Origin of the sequence: Wolbachia endosymbiont (group A) of Andrena hattorfiana (assembly GCF_947179565.1) — a bacterium.
Taxonomy (GTDB): Bacteria; Pseudomonadota; Alphaproteobacteria; order Rickettsiales; family Anaplasmataceae; genus Wolbachia.
The window spans coordinates 515,684-539,360 of sequence record NZ_CAMXBT010000002.1; the positions used below are offsets into that span (position 1 = coordinate 515,684).

The window sequence follows — 23,677 nt, forward strand, 5'->3', positions numbered from 1 at the left end:
GTCCGCTACTCAAATGACATGGTGAGGCATCATCCCGCTACTTGTTATCCCACTAACAAGTAGCGGGATGACGATTGTCAGGGTGTCATCCTAGTAGTGTGACACTGGTTCACTCTATAATGATTTCATCCCAGCACCCTCTTCTTGTCATCCGAGTAGCTGACGCTGGTTACTTTATGACGGTTTCAGCCCAGTGCCTTTGTTACTTCTTTTTCCCATTCTCATTTACTTCTTGTGCTTTCGCTCCATCCACTTGAGTACTAGGTAATGCTGCATATGTAATACCACCAGCTACGAGTGCAGATACTACTGCTGTACCAATCATTACTAACATCTCTAACCTAACTGTACGTTCAAGTGCAGTAAATGCTATCAGTCCAGCAGCAAGACCCATACCAACAGTAGCGGTATACTTCGCTCCATTGCCTTGTTTTGGTTGCTCAGTTGTTTTGTTTTTAGCTTCTAATTCTTTATTTTTTTCCCCCAACTTCTGAATTTCACTACCTTTATTTTCTAATTCTTTCTTTAGTTTTTCAACTTCATTATTTAATGTGGTTATTTGAGCTTTAGCTTTATTCTTTTCAGCTTCTAATGTTTTTATTTGCTTCTCTTTAGCTTCTAATTCTACCTTTAAGTCCGCAACTTCCTTACTGAACTTACTTGCATTTATTATAATGTCCTTTAACTCTTCCTTAATCGACTCCACAATTTCATCTACATTTTTACTTTGATCAGTCCCTATTATAGATTCTATTTTTATTTGTAACCCTTCATGCAATTTCCCCTTATCTTCATCTTTCATTTCTGATAAATTACTGCCTATTATATCTTCTATTGTGCTCTTTAATTTTCCATCATATAAGCCCTTAACTTTATCTTTTAAATCTTGATCTGTGGATCCAATTAGACCTTTTATTTCTCCGTTTAACTCTTCAGTAAATAAACCATCAATTGCTTCGCTGACTTTCTTCTGTTCATCTTTTAAATCGTCTAGTTGCTTTTGTAAGACTGTTTTTTTCGTGTTAGCTGCGTCCAATTTAGTTTGTAATTCTTGCTGTTTCTCCTCAGCTTCTTTCTTTGCATCTTCTAGTGCTTGTTTTTCCTGATCGAATTTAGTTTGTAATTCTGCTTTTTCCTTCTCGGCTTTCAGCTTTTCAGCTTCTAATTCTTTATTTTTTTCCTCCTCATCTGCTTTTAATTGAGTTTCTAATTCTTTTGTTTTAGTTTCCAATGCTTCCTCAGCTTTCTGCTTTGCAGTTTCTAAGTTTTGTTTTTCGCTTTCAGCTGTATTCAATTGACCTTGTAACTGCTGTAAATGCTTAATATTTGCTTCTTTCAGGTCTTCTATTTGAGCTTTTAAGTCTTTTATTTCATCCTCTTTAGCTTGTAACTGAGCAGCATCTGATCGGTTGCTTAACTGTGCTTCTAAATCTTTTATTTTAGATTTCGATTCTTCTATTTGTTCTCTGGAACATTTAAGCATCTGCACCTTAACTTCTTTGTTTTTATTATCAAGGTCAAACAGGAGTTTTATTTCTGCTGGAGCAGTCAAAGCTTTTGCGTCAACGGCTTCGTTAGCTGAAGATACAAGTATGGTTACAGTATTATCTTGTTGATTTTTTTCTATTTCTCCAAAAAAACCAGTTATATATAATTGCCTACCATTTAGTGAAAGAACCGCATAAAACTTTCTAGAATCTCCAAAGTGTTCATACTCTTTAAATTTTTCAAGATCATTTTGTGCTATTTCAAGCAGTACTTTTTTATTTTTGCCAATCTTTATTGTACCATTAATCTCTGTATGCATATTAAACCTCAATATATAATTAACATTACATAATACCTTTAGAACCTAAGGTAAAGTAATATTTTTACCATAACATAGAAATTTATGTTCGTAAACAAAAAATTTTGGCGTAGCCGTCTTTACTCAGTTGTGCTAACTTAGAGCTTAAAACTTAAGAAATATTTATGTTAAAAGAAAAATACGGCTTTAAAGAAATTGAAGACAAATACAACATATTATGGGAAGGTAGTAAAGTTTATAAATGGAATGGTGAAAAGGATAACACTTTCACTATAGACACACCTCCACCAACAATATCGGGAAAACTCCATATTGGCCATATATTCAGCTATTGCCATACAGACTTTATTGCAAGGTTTCAGCGCATGCTGGGAAAAGATGTGTTTTATCCAATTGGGTTTGATGATAATGGGCTCCCCACTGAAAGATTGGTTGAACAAACCTATAAAACCCGTGCAAAAGAAGTTGGCAGAGAAAAATTTATAGAGATGTGCCATGAAGTTATTGAGAAATCAAAGCAAGAATTTAAGGAACTATTTAAATCGGTCGGCATTAGTTATGACTGGAGTTTGGAATATCACACGATCAGCAAGGAAACTGTGACACTTTCTCAAATGTCGTTTATCGATCTATATAATAAAGGGTATGCATATAGAAAAATGCAACCTATTCTTTGGGATCCGGTTGATAAAACCGCAATTGCGCAAGCAGAAATAGAAGATAAAGTTTTTGAGTCATCCTTAAACACGATAGTTTTCTCTACTCACGAAAATGAGCAGATCAATATTGCAACTACGCGACCTGAGTTACTTCCCGCATGTGTTGCAGTTTTTTGCCACCCAGAGGATGCACGCTACACCCATCTGATTGGCAAAACAGCCGTAGCGCCAATAACAAAGGAAAAAGTTCCAATAATAGCTGATGATAAGGTTAAAGTAGATAAAGGCACTGGGCTTGTTATGTGTTGTACATTCGGTGATGAGCTCGACATATATTGGCAGCAAAAGCATAATCTGCCGATGAAAATTATCATCGATCAGGATGGGAGGATGAACCTGCAAGATATTCACTCCAGTGTCATTCCAACATACAATAAGGAAATAGAAGAATGGATCCCAGTGTCAGCTACTCGGATGACAGGAGAAAGGGCTACTCAGATGACAAAAGAAGACGTCATTCCACCACACCCCGGCGTCATTCCAGCGCGTGACACTGGAATCTACAATGAAATCAATGGATTGAAAGTTACAGCAGCAAGAAAGAGGATGATTGAAATCTTGAGTGGAAAAGGACTTTTGATAGAAAGCACTAGCATTTCTCATTCTGTCAAATGCGCAGAAAGGTCTGGTGCACCACTTGAGATATTGCCTACTTATCAATGGTTTATCAAGATCTTAGAGCAAAAAGCTCAAGTATTAGATAAAGTAAAAGAATGCAATTGGCATCCAAGCAATATGCGTAAACGCATGGAAGTGTGGATAGAAGGGCTAAATTGGGATTGGTGCATCTCAAGACAGCGCTATTTTGGTGTGCCATTTCCAGCGTGGTATTCCAAACGTAAGGGAGAAGAAGGTAAAATTATTCTAGCTGAGATAAAGGACCTACTTATAGATCCACTCAAAGATTTGCCAAAAGGGTATAGCAAAGAAGAGGTTATCCCAGATCAAGATGTAATGGATACCTGGGCCACAAGTTCAATTACTCCTCAACTAAGTGCACTGGCAGTAAACAGTGAGTTTAGCTTACCAAATCATCGCTATAATACAATATTTCCTGCAGATCTGCGCAGCCAGAGCCATGAGATAATAAGAACTTGGGCTTTTTATACGATTTTGAAAGCACATTATCATGCAGATTCTTTACCTTGGAAAAACATTATGATCAGCGGTTGGTGTTTAGCCGATGATAAGAAAAAGATGAGTAAATCAAAAGGTAACATCATCACTCCTCATGTAATACTTGAAACTTATGGAGCTGATGTAGTACGCTATTGGGCAGCGAACTCAAGGCTTGGAGTTGATACAGTCTACTCTGAAAATATATTTAAAATTGGCAAGCGCTTAGTTACAAAACTTTGGAACGCTAGCAAGTTTGTTTCCATGTTCATGGAAAAGCATCAAGTAATGAGCATAAATTCTGCTCACGAGACAATAGATAAGTGGATATTGTCCTAAGTTATACAAAGTTATAGAAAGAGCAACGAATAACCTATTACAGTTTGAATACTGCGAAGCTTTGGGCGTAATAGAGGAATTTTTTTGGAAAGACTTTTGTGATAACTACTTGGAATTAGCAAAAAAGCGCGCATATGGAGATAAAGTAGACAGCGAGGCAAACTTAAGTGCAAAACAAAGCTTGGCGTATGTGTTAAATGTTATTTTGCGGTTATTTGCACCTTTTTTGCCTTACATTACAGAAGAGATATACCACCAGTTGTATAGTTATAATTCTGTGCACAATCAAAGTAATTGGCCAAAATTAGAAGAGCTTATCTACGATAAATATTCAGAGGAAATGGGAGACAATTGCGTGCAGATATTAAACATTATCAGAAAGATAAAAGCAGATAATAATGTATCAGTTAAGCATTTGATAAAGAAATTAGTGATAAAAGCAGATCTACGAGAGGACAAATTGAATCAATCCGCGCAGAATGACCTACAAGCAGTTTGCAATGCGGAAATGATAGAGTGGATGCAGTCTGAGCTTGAAACTGAAGACGGGAAATACATAGTGAATATAGACTTATACTGATTTTTATAGCTTTACTTCCCTTGACATTTATGCTATTATAATACTTTAGTTGTGAGGGAATAATAATGGGGGATTTATATAATAAAGCCAATGCACCATATCTTATAGCTGGTGCTTTTGCTACTTTGGTATTGCTTGCTCTGGGACACTTGCTGTTGCCCCTTATGTTGAGTCTTGTCTTCAGTTGCAGTCTTTAATGTAGCTCTTCCTGTTGCCTTGAGTTTGTCTATACTATCTACTTTGATACTCGCACTTTCATGCAAGATGATTAGTAATAATAAGAAAATAGAGGTTGAGAAAAATAAATTTGCTGAAAAAGAGCAAGAGTTAGAAAGCGTAAAACAACAATTTGAGAGTAAGGTACAAGAGTTAGAAAATAAAATAACTCTAGAAAAAGAAGCTAAAGAAGCTGCAAGCAAAGAAGTGGAGGAATTGAATAATCAACTAAATAGATTAACTCGAGAAAAGCAGGGTTTAGACGAGAGAGTAAAAGAATTAAATAAGAAAGTAAGTCAGTTAGAATGTGAAAAGAAAAATTCTCTTCATTATACTGAAGAGTTACGTGATGAAAATGCAAGATTGAATGAAAGAGTAGGTTCTTTAATGGAGGAATTATCTCAGCCTCAAAAAGAAGTAGATTCCTTAGAAAGGCAGTTACATGAATTAAAATATGAAGGAACTTTAGTTCTTTTATTAGAAGAAAGAATAACAGAATTGGAAACATGTTTAGAAAAGAGAAGGAAAAAAGTAGGAGAATTAGTAGTGCAGTTAAGAAAAGAAAAAGGCGAAACTTCTTCTCTACAAACTGAATTAAAGAGTGCAAAGGAAAAGGAAGAAGAAATACTATCGACAAAAAAGTTAAGTGAACTAACAAAAAAAATGCACCAACTAGCTGCAGATTTAGAACAAAAAGAAAAACTATGCAAGGAATTAGAAGAGGAAAAAACTAAAGATCTTAATAAGATCAGAGAGTTAAATAAACTTTTGGATCAAGAAAGAAAAGGAAATGAAAAGTTGCGCGATAATAACAGTAAGTTGAAAAGTAGCGAAAAAGATTTGGATGACGAATGCAGTAAATTAAGAAGACGTAATTCTGATTTGGAAAGAATATATACAAGACTGCTGAAGTTTTGTTCATGAGGGGAGGGGAGTAATGAGCAATTTGTTTAACAAAGCTAACACATTTTATTTTGTAGCTAGTTCCTTAGCTACTCTTACGTTACTTACATCTTTAGCGCTTACTGTAACTTCTAATGTGCCTCTTCCTCTAATTCTTGCTTTAGCTACATTATCTGTTTTGGTGCTTGCACTTTCGTATAAAATAATTAGTAATAATAAGAAACTGGAAGTTGAGAGAAATAAATTCGCTCAGAAAGAGCAAGAGTTAGAAAATAAAATAACTCTAGGAAAGGAAGCTGAAGAAGCTGCAAACAAAGAAGTGGAAAAATTAAAGAATCAATCACGTGAATTAACTCGAGAAAAGCAAAATTTAAACAAGAGAGCAAAAAAATTGGATCAGAAAGTAAATGAGTCAGAAGTTGAGAGAGAATCTCTTCTTGAAGAAAAAAAATCTTTAGAGAAAAGGTTAGAAGCCAAAGCGAATCACATATTTGAAATAACAGACGAATTGAAAGAGATAACGAAGGAAAAAGATGAGCTTGGTAAGCAAGAAGAAGAATTACTTTATGAAATCACGCATTTATGTGAACAGTTACAAGAAAAAGAAGGTAATCTAGCTGAAAAAGAAAAACGCATGACGGAATTGAAAAGGAAAATAGACAATAATAAACATGCAGAATTAAAAAATGAAGAATTATATAAGGAAATAGAAAAATTGTGTAAGGAAAAACATATATTATGTGAAAAAAAAGAAGAATTACATAAAAGACAAGAAGAACTTTGTGTAGAATTAGATGAATTACAATGTAAATTTAAAGAAATTAATCAGAAAAATAAAAACTTATCTCAAGAATTAAAAAGGAAATTTGAAGAGCTATATAAAGCAGATGATTTAATTAAAAATCAATCTTTTGAGTTAGACGAGATAAGAAAAGATTGTAATAATGAAGTAAAAAATTTAAGAAATTCACTTTTAGAGCGAGACAGTCAAATAGAAGATTTTTTGAAAGAGAAAGAAAAACAAGTGAATTTTGTGCAACTGTTGATAAGATGCGTAACAGACAATATAGAAGAACCTATAAGAAATAATGATGGAAAAGCAATATTAAATACGATTCAAATATTAAAGTTTGCGTTACAAGAAGAAATTGCACGGCTTTTGCCAGACAAAACGCCTTCTTCTTCGCTGGAAGATCTTGTATATGCATCATCGCCAGACGAAACATCTGTTCCTTTACATGCATGAGATCCTGGATATGGATCCGAGGAAGATTCTGGATATAACAGTCGCTCATCCACCCCGATCAAATTGCCAAATTCACTATTGACAGAATCTTATGAACGTAATCAGAGTGAAGGTATTTGCAAAACATAATAATTAGCTTTATTATAAAAAAAATTATGCAAGATAATGAACCCAATAATATGCGCACTGGATACACAAGACTTAAATAAGGCTATTTCTCTAGCTAATACTCTGCGTGGTAAAGTTGGCATGTTAAAGCTGGGATTAGAATTTTTTGCTGCTCATGGTCTCTCTGGAGTGCAAGAAGTTGCAAAATGCAATGTACCAATTTTTTTAGATCTGAAATTGCATGACATTCCAAACACTGTAGCTAAAACAGTTGAAGTAATAAAAGTTCCGAGCATTGAAATGTTAACTCTGCACATTAGCGGTGGAACAAAAATGCTTGAAGAAGCGCTAAGTGTGGTGCAAGGCACAAAAATAAAGCTGATTGGAGTGACAGTGCTAACTAGTATGAGCAATGAGGATTTAAACGAGCTTGGAGTAGCAAGAGAGGTAAAATCACAGGTAATTTTGCTTGCAAAGCTTGCAAAAAAGATTGGACTCCATGGAATAGTCTGTTCTGCACTAGAAGCTCAAGAAGTGCGCCGAGAATGCGGTGAAGACTTGAAAATTATTACTCCAGGAATTCGTATAGATCCAGGTCATGACGACCAAAAAAGAACAGCAACACCAAGAGAAGCAATAAATTTAGGAGCTGATTATATTGTCATTGGCAGACCCATTACAAAAACTGCAAGTAGTGCAGAATTAATATTGAAATCCCTTACTAATTGAAGCAGATAAAAAAAAGTGCTTGACATAAAAAAACGAACGTTATATAGTGTTATTATCTTTTATTTTATCTCGCTTAATTTAATTACTGAATTAAGCTTACAGTGCTAAGCGTGGTACAAAGTGACAAGCTGTTTTCCGGTTTATATTTTCAACAGATAAAAAATGATGCCATTCCAGCGTGTGGCGTTGGAACCCGGTTTTCCATCCAAGAAGGTGTCATCCGAGTAGCCCCTTCGGTGTCATTCCAGTCTGGAATCCAGCTTTCCATATCAAAAATGTTTATTTTCCAGCTACTTTTATACTTATTAATTAGTGTGCTTTCTTATAATTAAAATTCCTGGATTCCAGACTGGAATGACATCATCTGTTGTGTGGCACCTTAACAAAAACAAATGTTCGTATAGTTTTACCATTTGCTGTCTTCAAATTACAACACAGTTGCCTGCAGAATTCAAAAGAAGTCTAATGCTAACTAATTTTCCATTTTCATTTTATTTCATTTTCAAAGGAGGCTATTATGTCACTTACCGATATCGCTCACCGTATTAATGAACTTGCTTCATCATGGGAGCAATTTAAATTAATAAATGATTGCAAATTAAAAGAAATTGAGAGCAAAGGGCGTGCTGATTCTGCAACGATTGAGCAGCTATGCAAGGTAAATAATGCCATTGATAGTTGCAAAGAGCGTTTAGACTTGATTGAAACTGCAGCTCAACTTCCAGAAGTAAATACAGATTTTAGCACAAGTGATAAATATTTTTCTGATTATATCCGCAAGGGAATGGAAAGCGGTTTATCACACAAAACCCTCAGTGGAGATGATAATGATACCGGAGGGTATCTAGTTACTCCGCATATTGTAAAACGCATAAACAAGCGCGTAACTGATTCGTCCCAAATGCGACAAATATGCTCCAGTCAAAGAATCTCTACTGAAACATTGGATTGTATATTAAATCAAAGTCGCAAGACTATAATGAGCAAGGAGTGATACTATCAATTGGATTGATTGATAGAAATCGTAGGCATCTCAGTACACTCCTAGCTTTAAAAAATGGAGTACGAACGGTAGGAGGATCTAAAAGATCGAATCACAATCCTGTACAGCATTTACATTATTATTTGATTATATTTATAGGTACAAAAATGGCTAGAACAGTTTTTGTGGGTATTGATGTTTCAAAAGAAACACTTGATATCTCAATCAACAATAAACATCAGCGTATAGAAAATGCAGAGAGAGCTATATCTGAGTTTATAAAGTCGAAAATGGCTAACGTATTTGTTAAGTTATGTGTAGTAGAATCCACAGGAGGTTATGAGAAACTTGTAATAAAATTGTTACAAGAACATAACATAGCTGTTCACAGAGCTCACCCAAATCGGGTATGCATTTGCAAAAGCCTGCAACCACTTTGCAAAAACAGATAAATTAGATGCAAAATTACTAGAAAAATATGCTGAATTTATCACAAAAAATGACGAAGTAATAGAATACATAGTTTCACAAAAGCAAGAAGAACTAAAAGAGCTAAGAGCAGTTGAGCGCAATCTAAACGATGAAGTTCATGCAAATAAGTGTCGTTTGCATAAGGTTACAGGAAAAGCCAGGGAATATATAGAAAAACAGATAGAATTTGCAAAAAAACAATTAGAGCAAATTAGGCAAGACATAGAAGATATAATAAACTCTGATCCTGATTTGAAGGAAAAAAGCAAACTGCTAACTAGCTATAAAGGTGTTGGACGGAAAACCGCAAGTATCCTACTCATAGAGGTACCTGAACTTGGTAGGTTAGATAATAAGGAAATAGCTTGTCTAGTTGGAGTTGCACCAAAAACTAGTGAAAGCGGAAGGAAAGTGAGCAAGGCCCAAGTCATAGGTGGCAGATTTTATGCTCGAAAAGCATTATACATGTCTGCTGTGGTTGCAATGCGTCATAATAAAAAAATGAAAGTATTTTACCAGCGTTTAGTTGACTCTGGCAAAGTCGCTTTAGTTGCTGTAATGAGAAAAATCATCATTTGTTTAAATGCTATGATAAAAAACAATAATTTTTATCTTGATGTTTAAGACGGTAGATTACATTATAGAAGATTTTGACCGTGCCGGTGCAGGTTGGAGCAGTGAAACAGTAGATGATGAGGACGGTGGCAATAAATCTAAGTATGATTTTGCAAAAGATACGGACACGCCTAAAATCCAAAAGATTTCTATCACGACTTACGAGTTATATGCTCAACCACAGATATCACAAAAGTTACTCGATGATGCGTTTGTCGATGTTGAGAGTTGGCTGGTAGAAAAGATTGCCGAGACTTTTAGTAAGGAAGAAAGCGAAGCCTTCATTAAAGGTGAGGGTACTTTTCAACCCAAAGGAATTTTAACTTATGAAAATGGAAACAGTTATAATAAAATAGAGCAAGTTAAAACTGAAAAATTAGATAGTGATTCAATAATGATGTTGTATTACTCTCTGGACGAATATTATTCCAAAAATGCGTCATTTTTGATGAACAGGAGTACGTTGAAGAACATTAGGCTGCTAAAATCTCAAGAGGGCCAATATCTCTGGCAACCAAGTTTGTCGCTTGAAGCTCCAGATACCTTAATGGGAATACCAGTATATCAATCTGCCGATATGCCACCGGTGCCAAACAATCAGCTACCGGTAATTGCGATGGCAGATTTCAAACAAGCTTATAAGATTGTAGATAACAGAGGAATGAGAATATTACGAGACCCTTATACGAATAAACCTTATGTGAGGTTTTTTGTCACTAAGCGTGTCGGCGGAGAGGTTGTAAACACCAGTGCTATTAAATTGTTGAAAGTTGCGAGCAAGTACTAAAAACTTCTATAGCATCATCTTTAGAGCCGTTTTACTTCTTTTTGTATAGCTCCGCTCCTGTCATCCCATGCCCTCTTCTTGTCATTCCAGTGCTTGACACTGGAATCCAGCCTTTTCATAATCATCAAAACGTTGTATTTTAACATAAAACGGCTACTTTTATGCTTACCAACTTAATAAAATTCCTGGATCCCAGTGTCAAGCACTGGGATGACACCCTCCTGGTAGACAATGTTCATACATCTGTGGGCTTGACCATAAGATCCAGTATAAAAAATTTGGATTCCAGCGTCACGCGCTGGAATGACATCAAAGAGTGGGCTAATGGTTTTTTATAATGTGAGAAGTCTATTTCCTCTTTAAAGTAAAAAATAGTTGACATGTTATACTATTTATGAAATAATTAAATTAATTTATTATTAATTTAAGGGGTAAAATATGTGGAAAAGTATAAAAAAGTTTTTTAAGTGGATTGCTGATCGCACGGGAATTTCGTGGATTGCAAGAAAAATTTCATCAGGCTGGAAGTGGTTGTTTGGTGGTAAAAAAAGTGAAACAAGGGTTACCAAACAAAATACATTACAGCAAGGAAAGTTTTCAAACGAGACATTACCAAAAACTTTGGATAATGAAGCTAAGCCTGAACAGCCACATGATGAATTACCTGTTATTGGCAGTATTTGTGAAAACACAAATGGAGTACTGGAACTATTTGTAACGACAAATCATACATCTAAAATTTTTGGTGATGGTGTAGGTCTTAGTGGTAACATTGATCTTAATTATACCGAGAGTATGGATAAATTAAAATACCGTGTATATATCAAATGTGAAAAAGGAGGGATATTCCAAATTACTTGCAACAAACTTATTGACGCTAATAACAGTGAGGGTGCATTCTTGAGTATAGAGTCAGTAGCATCTCATGATGGTAAAACTTCGTCTGACGAACTGGCAACAATGGAGCAGATGTTAGGTCTGAATGAGAAGCAAGCAATCGTTGCCGTAACTCAGATATCTAAAAATCCGATTACGGTTCCCAAAGTTGTTGCAAATAGTAACACACCAAATTCAGAAACTACTAATTCAGAAGCAGAACAACACACTGTTGGTGATGATCTATCAGTTAATGCATAGCAACCCTTTATAATAAAGAGCACCTAAAGAGGTGCTCTTTTTTTCTTTCTTATACACTCAAAAAATCATATAGAATTGTAAACGCAGTTCTTTTATTCTGATGCTTTTCAATTCTATAGCTCTGGTTGTCTCTCTATTACTATTTTTCTACATTATCGTAAAAAAAACTGAGCGAAAAGAAAGCAAACCTTGAGGATAATTTATGTAAATTAGAGCAAGAACTTCAAGAAACAAAAGCAAAGTTTGCTTATGAAGAATGAAGAAATAGTTGATTTAAGGGTCAAAAGAGCAGAACTTGAAGTAACTCTGCAAAAAGAACGTGAGGAAAAGAAAAAGGAAATAGAATTACTAACAAAAGCAGAGGAGAGATTAACAAACACTTTTAAAGCGCTCTCTCTTGATGCTTTGCAGACAAATAACAATAATTTTCTGAACTTAGCGAAGGAAGTAATCGATAGTAAATTAAAGGAAACGGAAAGCGATTTTAAAAAAAGACAAGCAACGATTAACGAAGTTGTAACGCCAATAAAAGAAAAATTAGAAAAATTCGATAACGAAATACGTGAGCTAGAAAAGGAGAGGGTAGGGGCCTATGAAGGTTTAAAGGAGCAAATTGGAGCGCTGATGAACCAAACTTCTAGCCTTGCTAATGCCTTGAGAAAGCCCCCACATTAGAGGAAAGTGGGGTGAAATGCAACTCAAAAGAGTGGTAGAAATAGCAGGAATGATTGAATATTGCGATTTTTTTACTCAGCCGTCAGTGGTTGATAAAAACGAGGATAATTTATTGCGTCCTGATTTAATAATCAAAATGCCATCTGGAAAACAAATAATAATAGATGCTAAAGTGCCGCTTGATTCTTACATGGATGCTATATCACAAAATGATTTGCAAATACAAAAGGAGAAATTAAAGAATCATTCCCTGGCAATAAAAAAACACATAAATGACTTGGGTAAAAAAGAGTATTGGAATCAATTTGAAAATACGCCAGAACTTGTGGTGCTTTTCTTAACAGGGGAAGGGGTTTTTAGCGCAGCACTGGAATATGAGCCTGCTTTGATAGAGATTGGAGTGGAAAAAAAAGTGATCATTGCAACACCGATCACTCTAATTGCGTTGCTGAGAGCAATAGCATATGGATGGAAGCAAGAGATGATAGCTGAAAATGCAAAGAAAATCAGTGAACTAGGTCATATTTTATATGAGCGCATTTGCACAATGGGCGAAAACTTTGATAATTTGCGCAGGAGCTTAAAAAGCGCTGTCGATCATTATAATAAAACTGCTGGTTCGCTTGAAGCAAGGGTGTTTCCTGCTGCCCGAGAATTCAATAAGCTTGGTATACATGCAAAAAATAAAAGTTTAAGTGCTGCAAAGGAATTAGAGTCCTTACCGCGCAGTTTACATACTGGGGAATTGAAAGTAGATTAGACTTCTATTGCACTAGCAAACAAAGAAAGTATTGTTTGTGGCGGAAAATTATTACTTAAATATTTCTCACTCAAGTTTCACTTTAGATCTATAGCTAGTGCAAGTCAGTACGTCATACCACGGCGGTATCTCTATAGCTAACCCAAGAAAGTTTTCCCTACGTCATACCGCCGCGGCGCTAACTAGTAGCGGAATGACGAATTTGTTGTTTTTCAAATTGTAGGTAAACCTAAGCCACTTTAGCTATAGATCCCGCTAACAAGCAGCTGGATGACGGTTGTCGGTAAATCTAAGTCAGTTTAGCTATACCATGCTGAACGACAGATACGGCATACGGATACATTTTTTAAAGTAGCCAGGCTACTTTGATGACAGAAATTTAATGATCCAGGATATACTCCTTTGTTAAGGGAGATTGAGCATTTTCGAATATTTCTTGAGTGCTTCCAGACTCAACAATTCTGCCATTATGAAAGAAAATTACACTATCAGATAACTTTTTAGCTTGCTTCATTGAATGAGTTACCATAATTATAGTAAACCTTAATTTCAGCTCTTGTATAAGATTTTCGATTGCATTGGTTGCCATTGGATCAAGAGCGGAGCACGGTTCATCCATTAATAAAATAGTTGGCTTCACTGCAATTGCGCGAGCGATGCATAGCCTCTGTTGTTGGCCACCGGATAAATCGAGTGCACTATCTTGCAATCTGTCTTTTAATTCTTCCCATAAGCCAACTTTAGTTAAACTATTTTCCACCATCTCATTCAATTTTTGCTTATCCTTTACCATAACATGCAGTTTTGGCCCATAAGCAACATTGTCATATATTGATTTTGGAAAAGGATTTGGCTTTTGAAATACCATGCCAACTTTTGCTCTGAGTAGCACAACATCCATATCACGTGAATATATATCACCCAACCCATCGATATCTAATTCACCAACAGTTTTGCATCCAGGTACATAGTCATTCATACGATTAAAACAACGCAAAAATGTTGATTTACCGCACCCGGATGGTCCGATAAAAGTAGTAACTTTTCTTTTATAAATATTCAAATTTATATCGAATAAAACTTGCTTAGAGCCATACCAGAGATTTAAATCTTTAACAGAGGCACGTGTATTGCTCATATCACATCCTGCATTGAATAGAGCCCAGGAATTTCTCTTTTATTTTCATATAGCCATACTGCTGCTTGAACAGCTCCTCTAGCAAATGTTGTGCGATCAATTGCTTTGTGGTTTAGTTCTATCCGTTCATCAGAATTAACAAACATCACGCTGTGATCTCCTATTACTCCACCTCCACGAGATACTGCAAAACCTATTTCCCCCTTTTTTCTTATGTTTGAACCACTATGTGAATATTGATTGGACTGAAAATCCACTTTTGAAGCGTTAGCAATTGTTTTGCCAAGTTCTATAGCTGTTCCAGATGGTGAATCCTTTTTTAAGTTATGATGCATTTCCCAAATCTCAACGTCATATTCATTACCTAAAAGCTCAGCAGCTTTTTTTACCAATTTCAGCAACACATTAACCCCAACACTCATATTTGCTGACCATAATATTGGAACTTCAGCAGCATACTCTTTTAAATCGACACCTTCTATTCCAGTTGTGCCACTAACCAGCGGTGTTTTAAATTTTACAGATGCTTTAAGGCAGTCTAACATACATTCTTTAGTTGTAAAATCTATTACAACGTCAGATGACTCAAATATGCCATTAATAGAACTTGTAATTTTAATTCCTAGATTGGAACCGCAGCCTATAATTGGTCCAATATCTAAGTCCATGTACTTACTGCCTGAACGGGCAACAGCACCTGCTATTTCCACTTCGGCATTTGTAATTAATTCATTGAGTATTTTCTTGCCCATTCTGCCTAAGCAGCCTATTACTCCAACTCTGATTTTCATAAAGCTTTTTGTGTTATATTAGGCCTTTTTTTAAGCTCTGTCACTTCTGATCTATATTCTATAGCTGACCCAAGCAACACGTCATGCCGTTGCGGATAGATTCCGCTAACTAGTAGCGGAATGACGATTGTCGGTGAACCTAAGTTACTTTAGCTATAGCTGACCCAAGCAACACGTCATACCGCCGCGGCGCTAACTAGTAGCGGAATGACGGTTTTTCAAATTGTCGGTAAATCTAAGTCAGTTTAGCTATATATGACTCATTTCTTTACTGTAACTTAACAAGAACTGGTCTGTAGCTAATAGTTATTGACAATAAGGGTAATTAACTTTGATAAGAATCTTTTCTGTGTTCAATTGAAGTCTATATGTTCTGGAATATCTATATAGTAAATTATGCGGTAATCGTAGACTACGCTGCCCACTTAAATTATGCCACAAAGGTTTTCCAAGTGTAACCGTTCACAGATTTCCACTTAATTCTTCAATCTCACTAATAGAAAGGCCAGTAAACTTGACAATAGTGTTGACATCAACATTATTAGCCAGCATTGCTTTTGCGACTTCAATTTTCCCTTCAATTTTTCCTTTCTCTATACCTTTTTGTATACCTTTCTCTTCAGCAAGATCAAGTCTGTATTCAAGAATGGCTTCTTCTTTCCGTAGATCCATTATTCTTTCTTCGTAAGCTACTAAATCTTTTTCATTCCAACGAAACTTGTCTAATTCATCATATGCTAGCTTTATTATTGGCGCTTTTTCTGCTATCTCTTTTAAGTCCTCTTCTGTTGTTTCTTCTGCGTATTTAAAAAAGAAACACCACCTTTCTACTATACTTTCTAACTGCTCTACTTTACTTTTTGAAAATTTGGGCAATTCTATAAAGATAAATTGAAAATCTTTTAAGTAATGGCCGTTAGTTTTTATATCAAGTATATTGTGAGTAGAAATATAATCAACTTCTTCAGGAAGTAAGTTACAATTTGATATAGCAATAAAGAAGACTTTCTTTAAATCAATGTAGTTGCCAGATTTATCTAATTGTCTTGAGTAGGCTTTAGCGGCATATAATTGAGCGCGTTTTTCGAAGCCCTTGTCTCTAGCGAGCTGCATTTCTGCTATATATCTATTTCCGTGAGAATCCTTGCAGAGAACATCAACAATACTTTGTTTATCAGAGGCAACTTCGGGATCCATAATAGTGCTAAGAAACTCAACTTCTTGTATTGCATTTATCTCAGTAAACCCTAAAATATCGTTCAAAAAGTGGATCAGGATATTCTTATTTTTTCCGTTCCAAAGATTTTTTTGAAACACAAATCATTGCGAGGATCGAGAAATTTTGAAAGAGCCATGGCAAAAATGCTTGAAAATATTAATAATTATACACTGTTATTAACAATTATTCAACCATATTTTTGAAGATAGCTATAGCTATGCTGCCGCGGTATCTCTTAGCATAGATCCCGCTAACAAGTAGCGGAATGACGGTTTTTCAAATTGTCGGTAAATCTAAGTCAGTTTAGCTATAGGCAGCAATTTTCTGTATTTATTTTAAATTGAAGAAAGCTCAAATGAAAGATCGTGTTTTGCTAAAAATCACAGAATGCAGTCTGGTTACACCTTATCTTTGTTAGCTATAGCAAGTAATTGTATTTGTAATATGACAAATCACCTGCTGAAAAATCATTTTATGATCTAAATCAGTTTTTTTACAGGTAACTTCTAAGCTTATCAATTCTTCCAAAATCTTTTTAAGTTCTGAAAGTTGCAAACTTTTCAAATGAGATTTAAAGCTCTGTAATTGTTTAAAAAACAATGGAGGGCTTAGCTGATCAATCGCAGCCTGCTCACTCATTTCACCTTGCACTGACAGCAAAACGTTTTCAAGGCGTAGGAAATAATTTGATATAATTCGAATTAGCGCTATCGGTGAAAAATTTTCTTGCGATATCAATGCATTAGAAATTCTAATGAAGCGCGACATATCTTTACTTGCTATGGTAGAGCATAGATCATCAAGTGTAGCATAGTCGTTGCCGGAAGTTGAAAAGCATAATTCTATATCAGTAAGTTTTAGGTCTTTTCTCTCCCCTAAGTACAAAACTAACTTCTCAAGTTCTGAACATATAGGCAGCTTGCTATGATTAAAGTAAGATTGCAAATGGTAGATTATCTCATTTGTGCATTTTATATCATTTTGTTTTAAGTAACTTGATATAATGTCATAAAGATTGCTGTTGCTGTCCTTATAGCAAGCAATCACACCAAAAATTTTTGAACTCTCCATATAACTTTTAGTCGCAGAATTATATGGAAGATCACTTGCTACCATCATTACATAGTGACCACTTGCGTTATAATCCAATACGTTTTTTAACTCTTTGGATATACCCCCACTCACATTTATCAGCTTAATTAATTTTTTGCTGGTAAACATCGAAATGTTTGCCAATTCAGAAAACAGTAAACCGGGTGACTTATTCACTATTGCAAAATCCATCACCTGAACTGAATACTCATCCAAATTGGCAATTATTTCTTGTACATAAAAACCAACCCTACTGTTATCACTTCCATGAATTAACACACCACTTAAAGCATCAGGTTTCTCTAGGAATTTTTTAACTTTGGATGGTATGACCCTCATGCCATCTATATGATATCATTCTCATTTGATTGTACATGAGTATCCAAAGACTCTGAGTTTTCTTGCGCAATATTGTGCACATCATCTGCCGTACTCTGCACATTATCCGACTCTTCTGTTTTTCCTGTAATATAATTATAAAATTTTTTCACAGGTTGAGATATATATTTGGAAAAAAATCTTTCTTCGCTCATATTGCTTACTCCATAAAATTAACAGCTTATCATTAGCACATAAACAATAATATAGCAAAGACTATTTTGTGCTAAGATAGTGATGTTTTATAATGAGTATATTACAAAATTATTAACATTCGAGACTAAAATCAAGCCAACCTGCTTAATACTAACCTTATAAAATAAGCGATAATTAAATATACGGCTGCAACAAGTATAATTGCAGGTCCAGTTAACAAATCAAAACTTGCAGATAACATCAGACCTGATATCCCAGAAATCACAGAAAAAACTGTTGCAACAATAATCATCTGCATTGGAGTTTTCGAAATGAGCCTTGCAGATGCTGCTGGTATTAGCAAAAATGCAGCAATGAGTAATATTCCTATTAATTGGGCAGCAATTGCTATAAATATAGCAAGAGTGATTAAAAATTCTAGTCTAACAAAATTAACATTAATCTTCTCAACTACTGCTAAATCTTGATTAATTGAAATCATTAACCAATAACGCCATCTAAATATTAATATCAAAGTAACTATTACAGAGATTAAAAAAATCAATATTATATCACTTTGATCGAGCGTTAATATATCACCAAACAGTGAGCTAATAATACTATTATTGCCCGATGGAAGAAAAGACATAAGTATTAAACTCGATGATAAAACTACATTGGTAACAATGTTCAATATCGTATCAGCAGAATATAATCTGTTAAAATTAAGAGAAAGTAGTATAGCAAATGTAATTGCAATGAGCATTATGCTAAGCGATGGGCTAATCTTAAAGATTAAAGCAAGTGCAACACCAAGCAACGAAGAATGGGACAAACTATCACCAAGATAAGATAACCTTTGCCATATCATAAACGATCCTAAAGCGCCTGTTACTAGGCTAATTACGACTACTGCAACTAGACTATTGATGAAAAAGTCCTGGGTAAACATTTCAAGCATGCTATATGGCTATTAGATAACTGACAACAAATCTATCTTCGGATATTAAAACGTTATGGGTTCTGCATGCTGCACCGGTTGTCATAAATTCAAAATTTAAACCTTTTTGTTCCATAAGATAGGACTTCACTGAAGAACTTGGTATATTGCGTGTTTTACCAGTACCTATTATCAAAATTTCTATTTCCTCTGTTAAAAAAGATTTAAAATGTTCCTTGCTATTTATATCACTTTCTTTCAATTTAATCACCTTTTCAGGAAAAACTATAATTGAGCCGCAATATTCTCTATTATTCACTAAAAATTTTCCTTCCCTGTAACCATTTATAAGATTTTTATTCTCGGAAATTAAGGGAGTTATATCCATAAAGTCAAACTATTAATTGAGTGTCACATACCCACCATTCTGGTTGCTTTTCTCTGATATTAACTGCAGCAGCTTTTGCATTTTCCTCACTATCGAATATTCCAAAGCATGATACACCACTGCCTGACATGCGAGAAAGTATAGAGCCTTCTTGTGACTCAAGTGTTGATATCACATCCTGAATTTCAGGTACAAGACTTACTGCTATCTCTTGAAGATCGTTTCTCGTCTCTTTAAGAAGCTTCAACAAATCCTTTTCAGCGTCATCGCTCCATTTAATTGGCTCAGAAAATTCTCCTTCATGTTTGGAAAATACCTCTAGTGTGCTCAAAAACTTTTTTTTCGGCTTCACCAGTACTATATTTGTGGGTAGAGAGAATTTTTTTATGGGACACAACTCTTCACCAATACCTCTAACAAAAACTGGCTTGCTATCTATACTCGCAGGAACATCAGCACCAACGCTTAAAGCTATTTCATTTAAAATCGTCCTATCAATCTTCCACAGCTTCCCTAGCGTACGTACCACAGCTCCAGCATCTGAGGAGCCACTGCCCAAACCCGCAGCAATTGGTATATTTTTCACAACCTTTACAATGACTTTAGTTCGCGCAGGAGCATATCTAAGCAATAGATTAACTGCTCTCATTACGGTGTTGTACCTGTTATTAATTCTAAGTTCGGAATTTACAAATTCAACTGTAGAGTTATCGTATCTAGAATACTTCTCACCTACTTTTATTTCCAAAAAATTAGAAAGATTAGCAAAGACAAATAAACCTTCAATCAAGTGATATCCTGTTTCCTTCTTATTTACAACATGCAAAAAAAGATTGATTTTTGCAGGCGCCTTTACACAAAAACTTTTCATTATATATCTTCACTAAGATTATTTTTACATTATATGTATAATGCTATTTTAGTCAACTTTTATAAGGTTTTCGCACTTCTGATGAGAAAAAATGCCATAAATCCTAATTTCTCTGTATGGGTAAATGCGTCCGCTGGTACAGGCAAAACAAAAATCTTAATAGACAGAGTATTGAGACTTTTATTAGAAAACAAAAGAAATATTCTCTGCTTAACGTTCACCAATGCTGCAGCAAACGAGATGGAGAATCGTGTTCACAGCATACTCAGTAAGTGGGCAATATGCTCAGAGAGTGTGTTGATAGCAGATTTAGAACAATTAGATTTCTTTCCGATGTACCCCTATTTGTCATCCCAGTGCTCGACCAGAGAAAATAAAGATTATTTAACAAGAGCAAGAAGGCTTTTCTCTGAATTGGAAAATCTTGGTCTAACTATACAAACCATACACGCTTTCTGTTACAAATTAATTTCCAACTTTCCCATAGAAGCTGGCATCACCCCAAATTGTACGCTGAGTGAATGTAAAGAATTACATTCCATCATATTCAATAAAGTGCTTCATAACGAAACTGTGCAGGATGATATCAACCTTATTGCAACTGAAATTGATGAAAATAAACTACGCGATTTGCTTTATACTTTATGTATAAAAAGATCGATATCAGAAAATGATTCAGAATATATCAAAGATAAACTCAGTGCTCCAGATGAAATTCATGACTTACAGAGTGAAACGACTGAGCACATAAAAAGATTAGCCGAGATATTAAGTGAAGGCAGTAAAAGAGATCAGAGTTATAGTGAAATACTTTATGATTGGTGTAATAGATTCCTTGTAAAATCTCCTATCATTCCACCACTCTCTGTCATTCCAGCGCGTGACGCTGGAATCCAGAAAAAAAGAAATATGGATCCCAGTGTCACGCACTGGGATGACACCGGAATGGAGCGGAAAGACACCAGAATAGAAGATTTAGCCAAGGTATTTCTCAAATCAGAATCGCACGAAAAAAAGAGCATATCATCCATTGCAACAAAAAGTACTTTGGAAAAATTTAAAGATGCAGAGCAAATAATAGAGAGCGTTCAGAATGTAGTATTTACTCATATAAAAGACATGAACTCTTATCAAATATTCAAGAGAACCAGTAGCTTACTTAATATATTTAAAGTATATGTTGATCTATACAGTAGCGAAAAATCAAAAAACGCACTGCTTGACTACAATGATATAATTGGCTTAGCAACAAATCTTCTCAGCAATCCAAACTACAAAGATTGGATATTGTTTAACTTGGATCAAAAAATAGATCACATCCTTGTTGACGAGGCACAAGACAATAGCATCAGCCAGTGGAAAATTATAACAAATCTCTGCGATGAATTTTTTGCCGGTAATGATGAAAAGCGAACCTTATTTGTAGTTGGTGACGTAAAACAATCCATATACAGATTTCAAGGAGCAAATCCCCATCTATTCAACTACATGCAACAATACTTTCATACGAAAACTGGTGGCAGAGATTGGATATCATGCCAACTTGAAAAGTCATTTCGTTCAACTCCAGAAGTTTTAATGCTTGTAGATAGAATATTTAACAACTTCCGCGCAGAAATATCTTTTGTTGATAATGAAATAAAACATGTTCCACATAGAGAAAATGATCAAGGATATATTGAAATTTGGCCAGCGTTACCAAAGTGTAAAGAGAAAGAACAGCGAGCTTTACAAATTCCTCTGACATGCAGGGAAAATTATATAATAACAGACCGATTACTTGCTCAAACAATAGCCAACAGAATTCACAATTGGTTAAACGAAGGGCGGATTTTAGTCGCTAAAGATCGCCATATAGAGCCAAGGGACATTGTGATTCTGGTACGGCAACGAAACGTGTTAGTTGATTACATAATAAGCGAACTTAAAAAAGCAAACGTGCCAGTTGTAGGCCGAGATTATTTTAGAATTATGGACTATATAGCCGTGCAGGACTTAATAGCTTTGGCCGAATTTTTACTCCTCCAGGCAAATGATCTAGCTCTTGCAAATGCTTTAAAATCACCGTTATTCAATTTTACCGAGGATGATTTATTTAACATTGCATATGACCGTAAAGAGCATTCACTATGGGAAAGAATTCAGGATTATTCTGTGGTTATCTATAGTGAATTAAACTATCTCATTAACTTATCTCGCATAGAGTCTCCTCTTGCACTATTTACACATATATTGCGTACAGGTAAGAAGAAATTTGCTGCAAGGCTAGGTCTTGAGTGCTTCGAGGTTCTAGACGAATTTATGAACCTTGTGTTGCAATTTGAAAACCCATCTCTTCAAGCGTTTGTTCAGTGGATCAAGGAAAATAACCAGGAGATTAAGAATGATATGCAATCAGAACACAATGCTGTGCGAATAATGACAATTCACAAATCAAAAGGTCTGCAAGCTCCCATAGTATTTTTGGTTGATACAAACACAGTGCCAAGAAACAGTGAAAGCATTATCTTTGATGGAACGGAAGTGCCATTTTGGTGTGGAAAAAACAATAACGCTTATTGTTATCAAGTAAAAAGAGAGAAAAAACTAGAGGATTATAACGAATATTTGCGTTTATTATACGTAGCACTCACACGTGCTGAAGATGAGTTATACATCTTAAGTAAAGAGCCAGTGCAAAAGGGCTCTTGGTATGATCTAATCACTCAGTATGGAGAACCATATGAAAAGAAACAAGCATATTTACAGCCAATATTTAAAGAAAAAGTTGAAGTGCTATGTGTGAACGCAAACTACCCTTACATTTATAAAAAACGTGATTATTTTGACATTCCAGTGATTTCGCTCCCGCCAAACCTATCAATGTCATTCCAGTGCTTGACACTGGAATCCAGTAAAAAAGAAGGAGAACCAGCATCAGCTACTCACTCTCCGGTGTCATTCCAGCACTTGATGCTGGAATCCAGAAAAAAAGAAGCCTGGATCCCAGTGTCACGCACTGGGATGACAAATAGGGGTACTGGAATGAAAGAAAGTAGCGCTGAAACGAAAGACAGTTATACAAGAGGCTTAATAATCCACAGCATATTACAATATATGCCCAAGATAGAAAAAGAAAGGAGAAAAAACTGGGTCAGAAAATATCTTGACAATATAAACACCAGTGAAGATAAGGATGAAATTTACAGTAAAATATTAGCCTTTAATGAAAAATATGGCTATTTGTTTGACTTAGAGGGCAAATCAGAGATTACACTGAGTGGAATAATCGATGGCGAACCAGTATTAGTACGACTAGATAGGCTATGCATAACGCAAGATAAAGCGATCATAATTGACTACAAATCACACCGTAACGTTTCTGTTTCCTTATTAAATGAAATAAAAAAGCAAATGCTGATCTATAAAACCTTAGTACAAGAAATATATCCAAACAAGCAAGTAGAGTGTGTGGTTATTTGGGTGGAAGATTTAACCATTCAATCTGACCTTTAACGAAACTTGATTACAAGAGTGCAATAAAAAGGATTTCAAA

General features: G+C 35.1%; 17 protein-coding genes and 4 pseudogenes. 11 read left to right on the forward strand and 10 right to left on the reverse strand.

The genetic code is table 11. The features are described from left to right. Positions 1-202 precede the first annotated feature (202 nt). Positions 203-1,807, reverse strand: a complete 1,605-nt coding sequence (locus tag OM966_RS04325) for a coiled-coil domain-containing protein (RefSeq protein ID WP_264328945.1) — start codon at positions 1,805-1,807, stop codon at positions 203-205. A gap of 164 nt (positions 1,808-1,971) precedes the next feature. On the opposite strand from OM966_RS04325, the gene OM966_RS04330 reads away from it, so the two are divergent. From OM966_RS04330 to OM966_RS04365, 8 genes and pseudogenes are all read left to right on the forward strand, one after another. Next, complete coding sequence (locus tag OM966_RS04330) at positions 1,972-3,981, forward strand: valine--tRNA ligase (protein ID WP_405197139.1); 2,010 nt, start codon at positions 1,972-1,974, stop codon at positions 3,979-3,981. 13 nt (positions 3,982-3,994) lie between these two features. Further along, positions 3,995-4,561, forward strand: coding sequence for a class I tRNA ligase family protein (locus tag OM966_RS07350; protein WP_405197144.1), 567 nt, complete (start codon positions 3,995-3,997; stop codon positions 4,559-4,561). A gap of 174 nt (positions 4,562-4,735) precedes the next feature. Then, complete coding sequence (locus tag OM966_RS04335; protein WP_264328946.1) at positions 4,736-5,701, forward strand: coiled-coil domain-containing protein; 966 nt, start codon at positions 4,736-4,738, stop codon at positions 5,699-5,701. 13 nt (positions 5,702-5,714) lie between these two features. Then, complete coding sequence (locus OM966_RS04340; RefSeq protein WP_264328947.1) at positions 5,715-6,926, forward strand: coiled-coil domain-containing protein; 1,212 nt, start codon at positions 5,715-5,717, stop codon at positions 6,924-6,926. Positions 6,927-7,091: 165 nt separating this feature from the next. Further along, on the forward strand, positions 7,092-7,763 hold the full coding sequence (pyrF, locus tag OM966_RS04345; RefSeq protein ID WP_264328948.1) for an orotidine-5'-phosphate decarboxylase: 672 nt from the start codon (positions 7,092-7,094) through the stop codon (positions 7,761-7,763). Positions 7,764-8,280: 517 nt separating this feature from the next. Beyond that, positions 8,281-8,721, forward strand: a pseudogene (locus OM966_RS04350) (phage major capsid protein); the annotation flags it as partial. A 191-nt stretch (positions 8,722-8,912) separates the two neighbouring features. Next, a pseudogene (locus tag OM966_RS07560) lies at positions 8,913-9,840 on the forward strand (IS110 family RNA-guided transposase). Further along, positions 9,833-10,618 (forward strand): phage major capsid protein, encoded by a 786-nt coding sequence (locus OM966_RS04365; protein ID WP_264328950.1) that lies wholly within the window; start codon positions 9,833-9,835, stop codon positions 10,616-10,618. Before OM966_RS07560 ends, OM966_RS04365 begins: the two are co-directional and overlap by 8 nt. A 20-nt stretch (positions 10,619-10,638) precedes the next feature. Here OM966_RS04365 and OM966_RS04370 read toward each other — a convergent pair whose 3' ends face one another. After that, the gene (locus OM966_RS04370) at positions 10,639-10,764 is read right to left on the reverse strand and encodes a hypothetical protein (RefSeq protein ID WP_264328951.1); all 126 of its coding nucleotides are present in this window, start codon (positions 10,762-10,764) and stop codon (positions 10,639-10,641) included. Between the two features lie 292 nt (positions 10,765-11,056). On the opposite strand from OM966_RS04370, the gene OM966_RS04375 reads away from it, so the two are divergent. Both OM966_RS04375 and OM966_RS07355 read left to right on the forward strand, forming a co-directional pair. Next, positions 11,057-11,755, forward strand: a complete 699-nt coding sequence (locus OM966_RS04375) for a hypothetical protein (RefSeq protein ID WP_264328952.1) — start codon at positions 11,057-11,059, stop codon at positions 11,753-11,755. A gap of 100 nt (positions 11,756-11,855) precedes the next feature. After that, positions 11,856-13,190 (forward strand): annotated as a pseudogene (locus OM966_RS07355) (DNA recombination protein RmuC). 379 nt (positions 13,191-13,569) lie between these two features. On the opposite strand, the gene pstB reads toward OM966_RS07355, so the two are convergent. The 8 genes and pseudogenes from pstB to OM966_RS04425 form a co-directional block, all read right to left on the reverse strand. Beyond that, on the reverse strand, positions 13,570-14,328 hold the full coding sequence (pstB, locus tag OM966_RS04390; RefSeq protein ID WP_264328955.1) for a phosphate ABC transporter ATP-binding protein PstB: 759 nt from the start codon (positions 14,326-14,328) through the stop codon (positions 13,570-13,572). Continuing rightward, positions 14,325-15,119 carry a 4-hydroxy-tetrahydrodipicolinate reductase gene (dapB, locus tag OM966_RS04395; protein WP_264328956.1) on the reverse strand — a complete coding sequence of 265 codons (795 nt, stop codon included), beginning with the start codon at positions 15,117-15,119 and terminating at the stop codon, positions 14,325-14,327. The genes pstB and dapB overlap by 4 nt, the downstream gene beginning before the upstream one ends. A gap of 462 nt (positions 15,120-15,581) precedes the next feature. After that, positions 15,582-16,474: pseudogene (locus tag OM966_RS04400) on the reverse strand (Rpn family recombination-promoting nuclease/putative transposase). Between the two features lie 278 nt (positions 16,475-16,752). Further along, positions 16,753-17,769 (reverse strand): DNA polymerase III subunit delta, encoded by a 1,017-nt coding sequence (gene holA, locus OM966_RS04405; protein ID WP_264328957.1) that lies wholly within the window; start codon positions 17,767-17,769, stop codon positions 16,753-16,755. Positions 17,770-17,774: 5 nt separating this feature from the next. After that, positions 17,775-17,963 carry a hypothetical protein gene (locus OM966_RS04410; RefSeq protein WP_264328958.1) on the reverse strand — a complete coding sequence of 63 codons (189 nt, stop codon included), beginning with the start codon at positions 17,961-17,963 and terminating at the stop codon, positions 17,775-17,777. Between the two features lie 131 nt (positions 17,964-18,094). Next, a complete protein-coding gene (locus OM966_RS04415) occupies positions 18,095-18,904 on the reverse strand; it encodes a metal ABC transporter permease (RefSeq protein WP_253307337.1) in 810 nt (269 codons plus the stop codon). 1 nt (position 18,905) lies between these two features. Continuing rightward, positions 18,906-19,271 (reverse strand): Mth938-like domain-containing protein, encoded by a 366-nt coding sequence (locus tag OM966_RS04420; RefSeq protein ID WP_264328959.1) that lies wholly within the window; start codon positions 19,269-19,271, stop codon positions 18,906-18,908. Between the two features lie 4 nt (positions 19,272-19,275). Then, positions 19,276-20,142 (reverse strand): 4-(cytidine 5'-diphospho)-2-C-methyl-D-erythritol kinase, encoded by an 867-nt coding sequence (locus tag OM966_RS04425; RefSeq protein WP_264328960.1) that lies wholly within the window; start codon positions 20,140-20,142, stop codon positions 19,276-19,278. Between the two features lie 81 nt (positions 20,143-20,223). Here OM966_RS04425 and OM966_RS04430 point away from each other — a divergent pair, with 81 nt between their 5' ends. Beyond that, positions 20,224-23,637: a UvrD-helicase domain-containing protein gene (locus tag OM966_RS04430; RefSeq protein ID WP_264328961.1), complete on the forward strand. Its 3,414-nt coding sequence runs from the start codon at positions 20,224-20,226 to the stop codon at positions 23,635-23,637. Positions 23,638-23,677: the final 40 nt, after the last annotated feature.

Excerpts from the sequence above, each read along its gene's own strand:
- OM966_RS04425 (WP_264328960.1), bottom strand. The coding sequence starts at position 20,142 with ATGAAAAGTTTTTGTGTAAAGGCGCCTGCAAAAATCAATCTTTTTTTG.
- OM966_RS04375 (WP_264328952.1), top strand. The coding sequence starts at position 11,057 with ATGTGGAAAAGTATAAAAAAGTTTTTTAAGTGGATTGCTGATCGCACG.
- holA (WP_264328957.1), bottom strand. The coding sequence starts at position 17,769 with ATGAGGGTCATACCATCCAAAGTTAAAAAATTCCTAGAGAAACCTGAT.
- OM966_RS04340 (WP_264328947.1), top strand. The coding sequence starts at position 5,715 with ATGAGCAATTTGTTTAACAAAGCTAACACATTTTATTTTGTAGCTAGT.
- OM966_RS04325 (WP_264328945.1), bottom strand. The coding sequence starts at position 1,807 with ATGCATACAGAGATTAATGGTACAATAAAGATTGGCAAAAATAAAAAA.
- OM966_RS04365 (WP_264328950.1), top strand. The coding sequence starts at position 9,833 with ATGTTTAAGACGGTAGATTACATTATAGAAGATTTTGACCGTGCCGGT.
- OM966_RS04420 (WP_264328959.1), bottom strand. The coding sequence starts at position 19,271 with ATGGATATAACTCCCTTAATTTCCGAGAATAAAAATCTTATAAATGGT.
- OM966_RS04410 (WP_264328958.1), bottom strand. The coding sequence starts at position 17,963 with ATGAGCGAAGAAAGATTTTTTTCCAAATATATATCTCAACCTGTGAAA.
- OM966_RS04330 (WP_405197139.1), top strand. The coding sequence starts at position 1,972 with ATGTTAAAAGAAAAATACGGCTTTAAAGAAATTGAAGACAAATACAAC.
- OM966_RS04370 (WP_264328951.1), bottom strand. The coding sequence starts at position 10,764 with ATGTTAAAATACAACGTTTTGATGATTATGAAAAGGCTGGATTCCAGT.
- pstB (WP_264328955.1), bottom strand. The coding sequence starts at position 14,328 with ATGAGCAATACACGTGCCTCTGTTAAAGATTTAAATCTCTGGTATGGC.
- OM966_RS04415 (WP_253307337.1), bottom strand. The coding sequence starts at position 18,904 with ATGCTTGAAATGTTTACCCAGGACTTTTTCATCAATAGTCTAGTTGCA.
- OM966_RS04430 (WP_264328961.1), top strand. The coding sequence starts at position 20,224 with ATGAGAAAAAATGCCATAAATCCTAATTTCTCTGTATGGGTAAATGCG.
- pyrF (WP_264328948.1), top strand. The coding sequence starts at position 7,092 with ATGAACCCAATAATATGCGCACTGGATACACAAGACTTAAATAAGGCT.
- dapB (WP_264328956.1), bottom strand. The coding sequence starts at position 15,119 with ATGAAAATCAGAGTTGGAGTAATAGGCTGCTTAGGCAGAATGGGCAAG.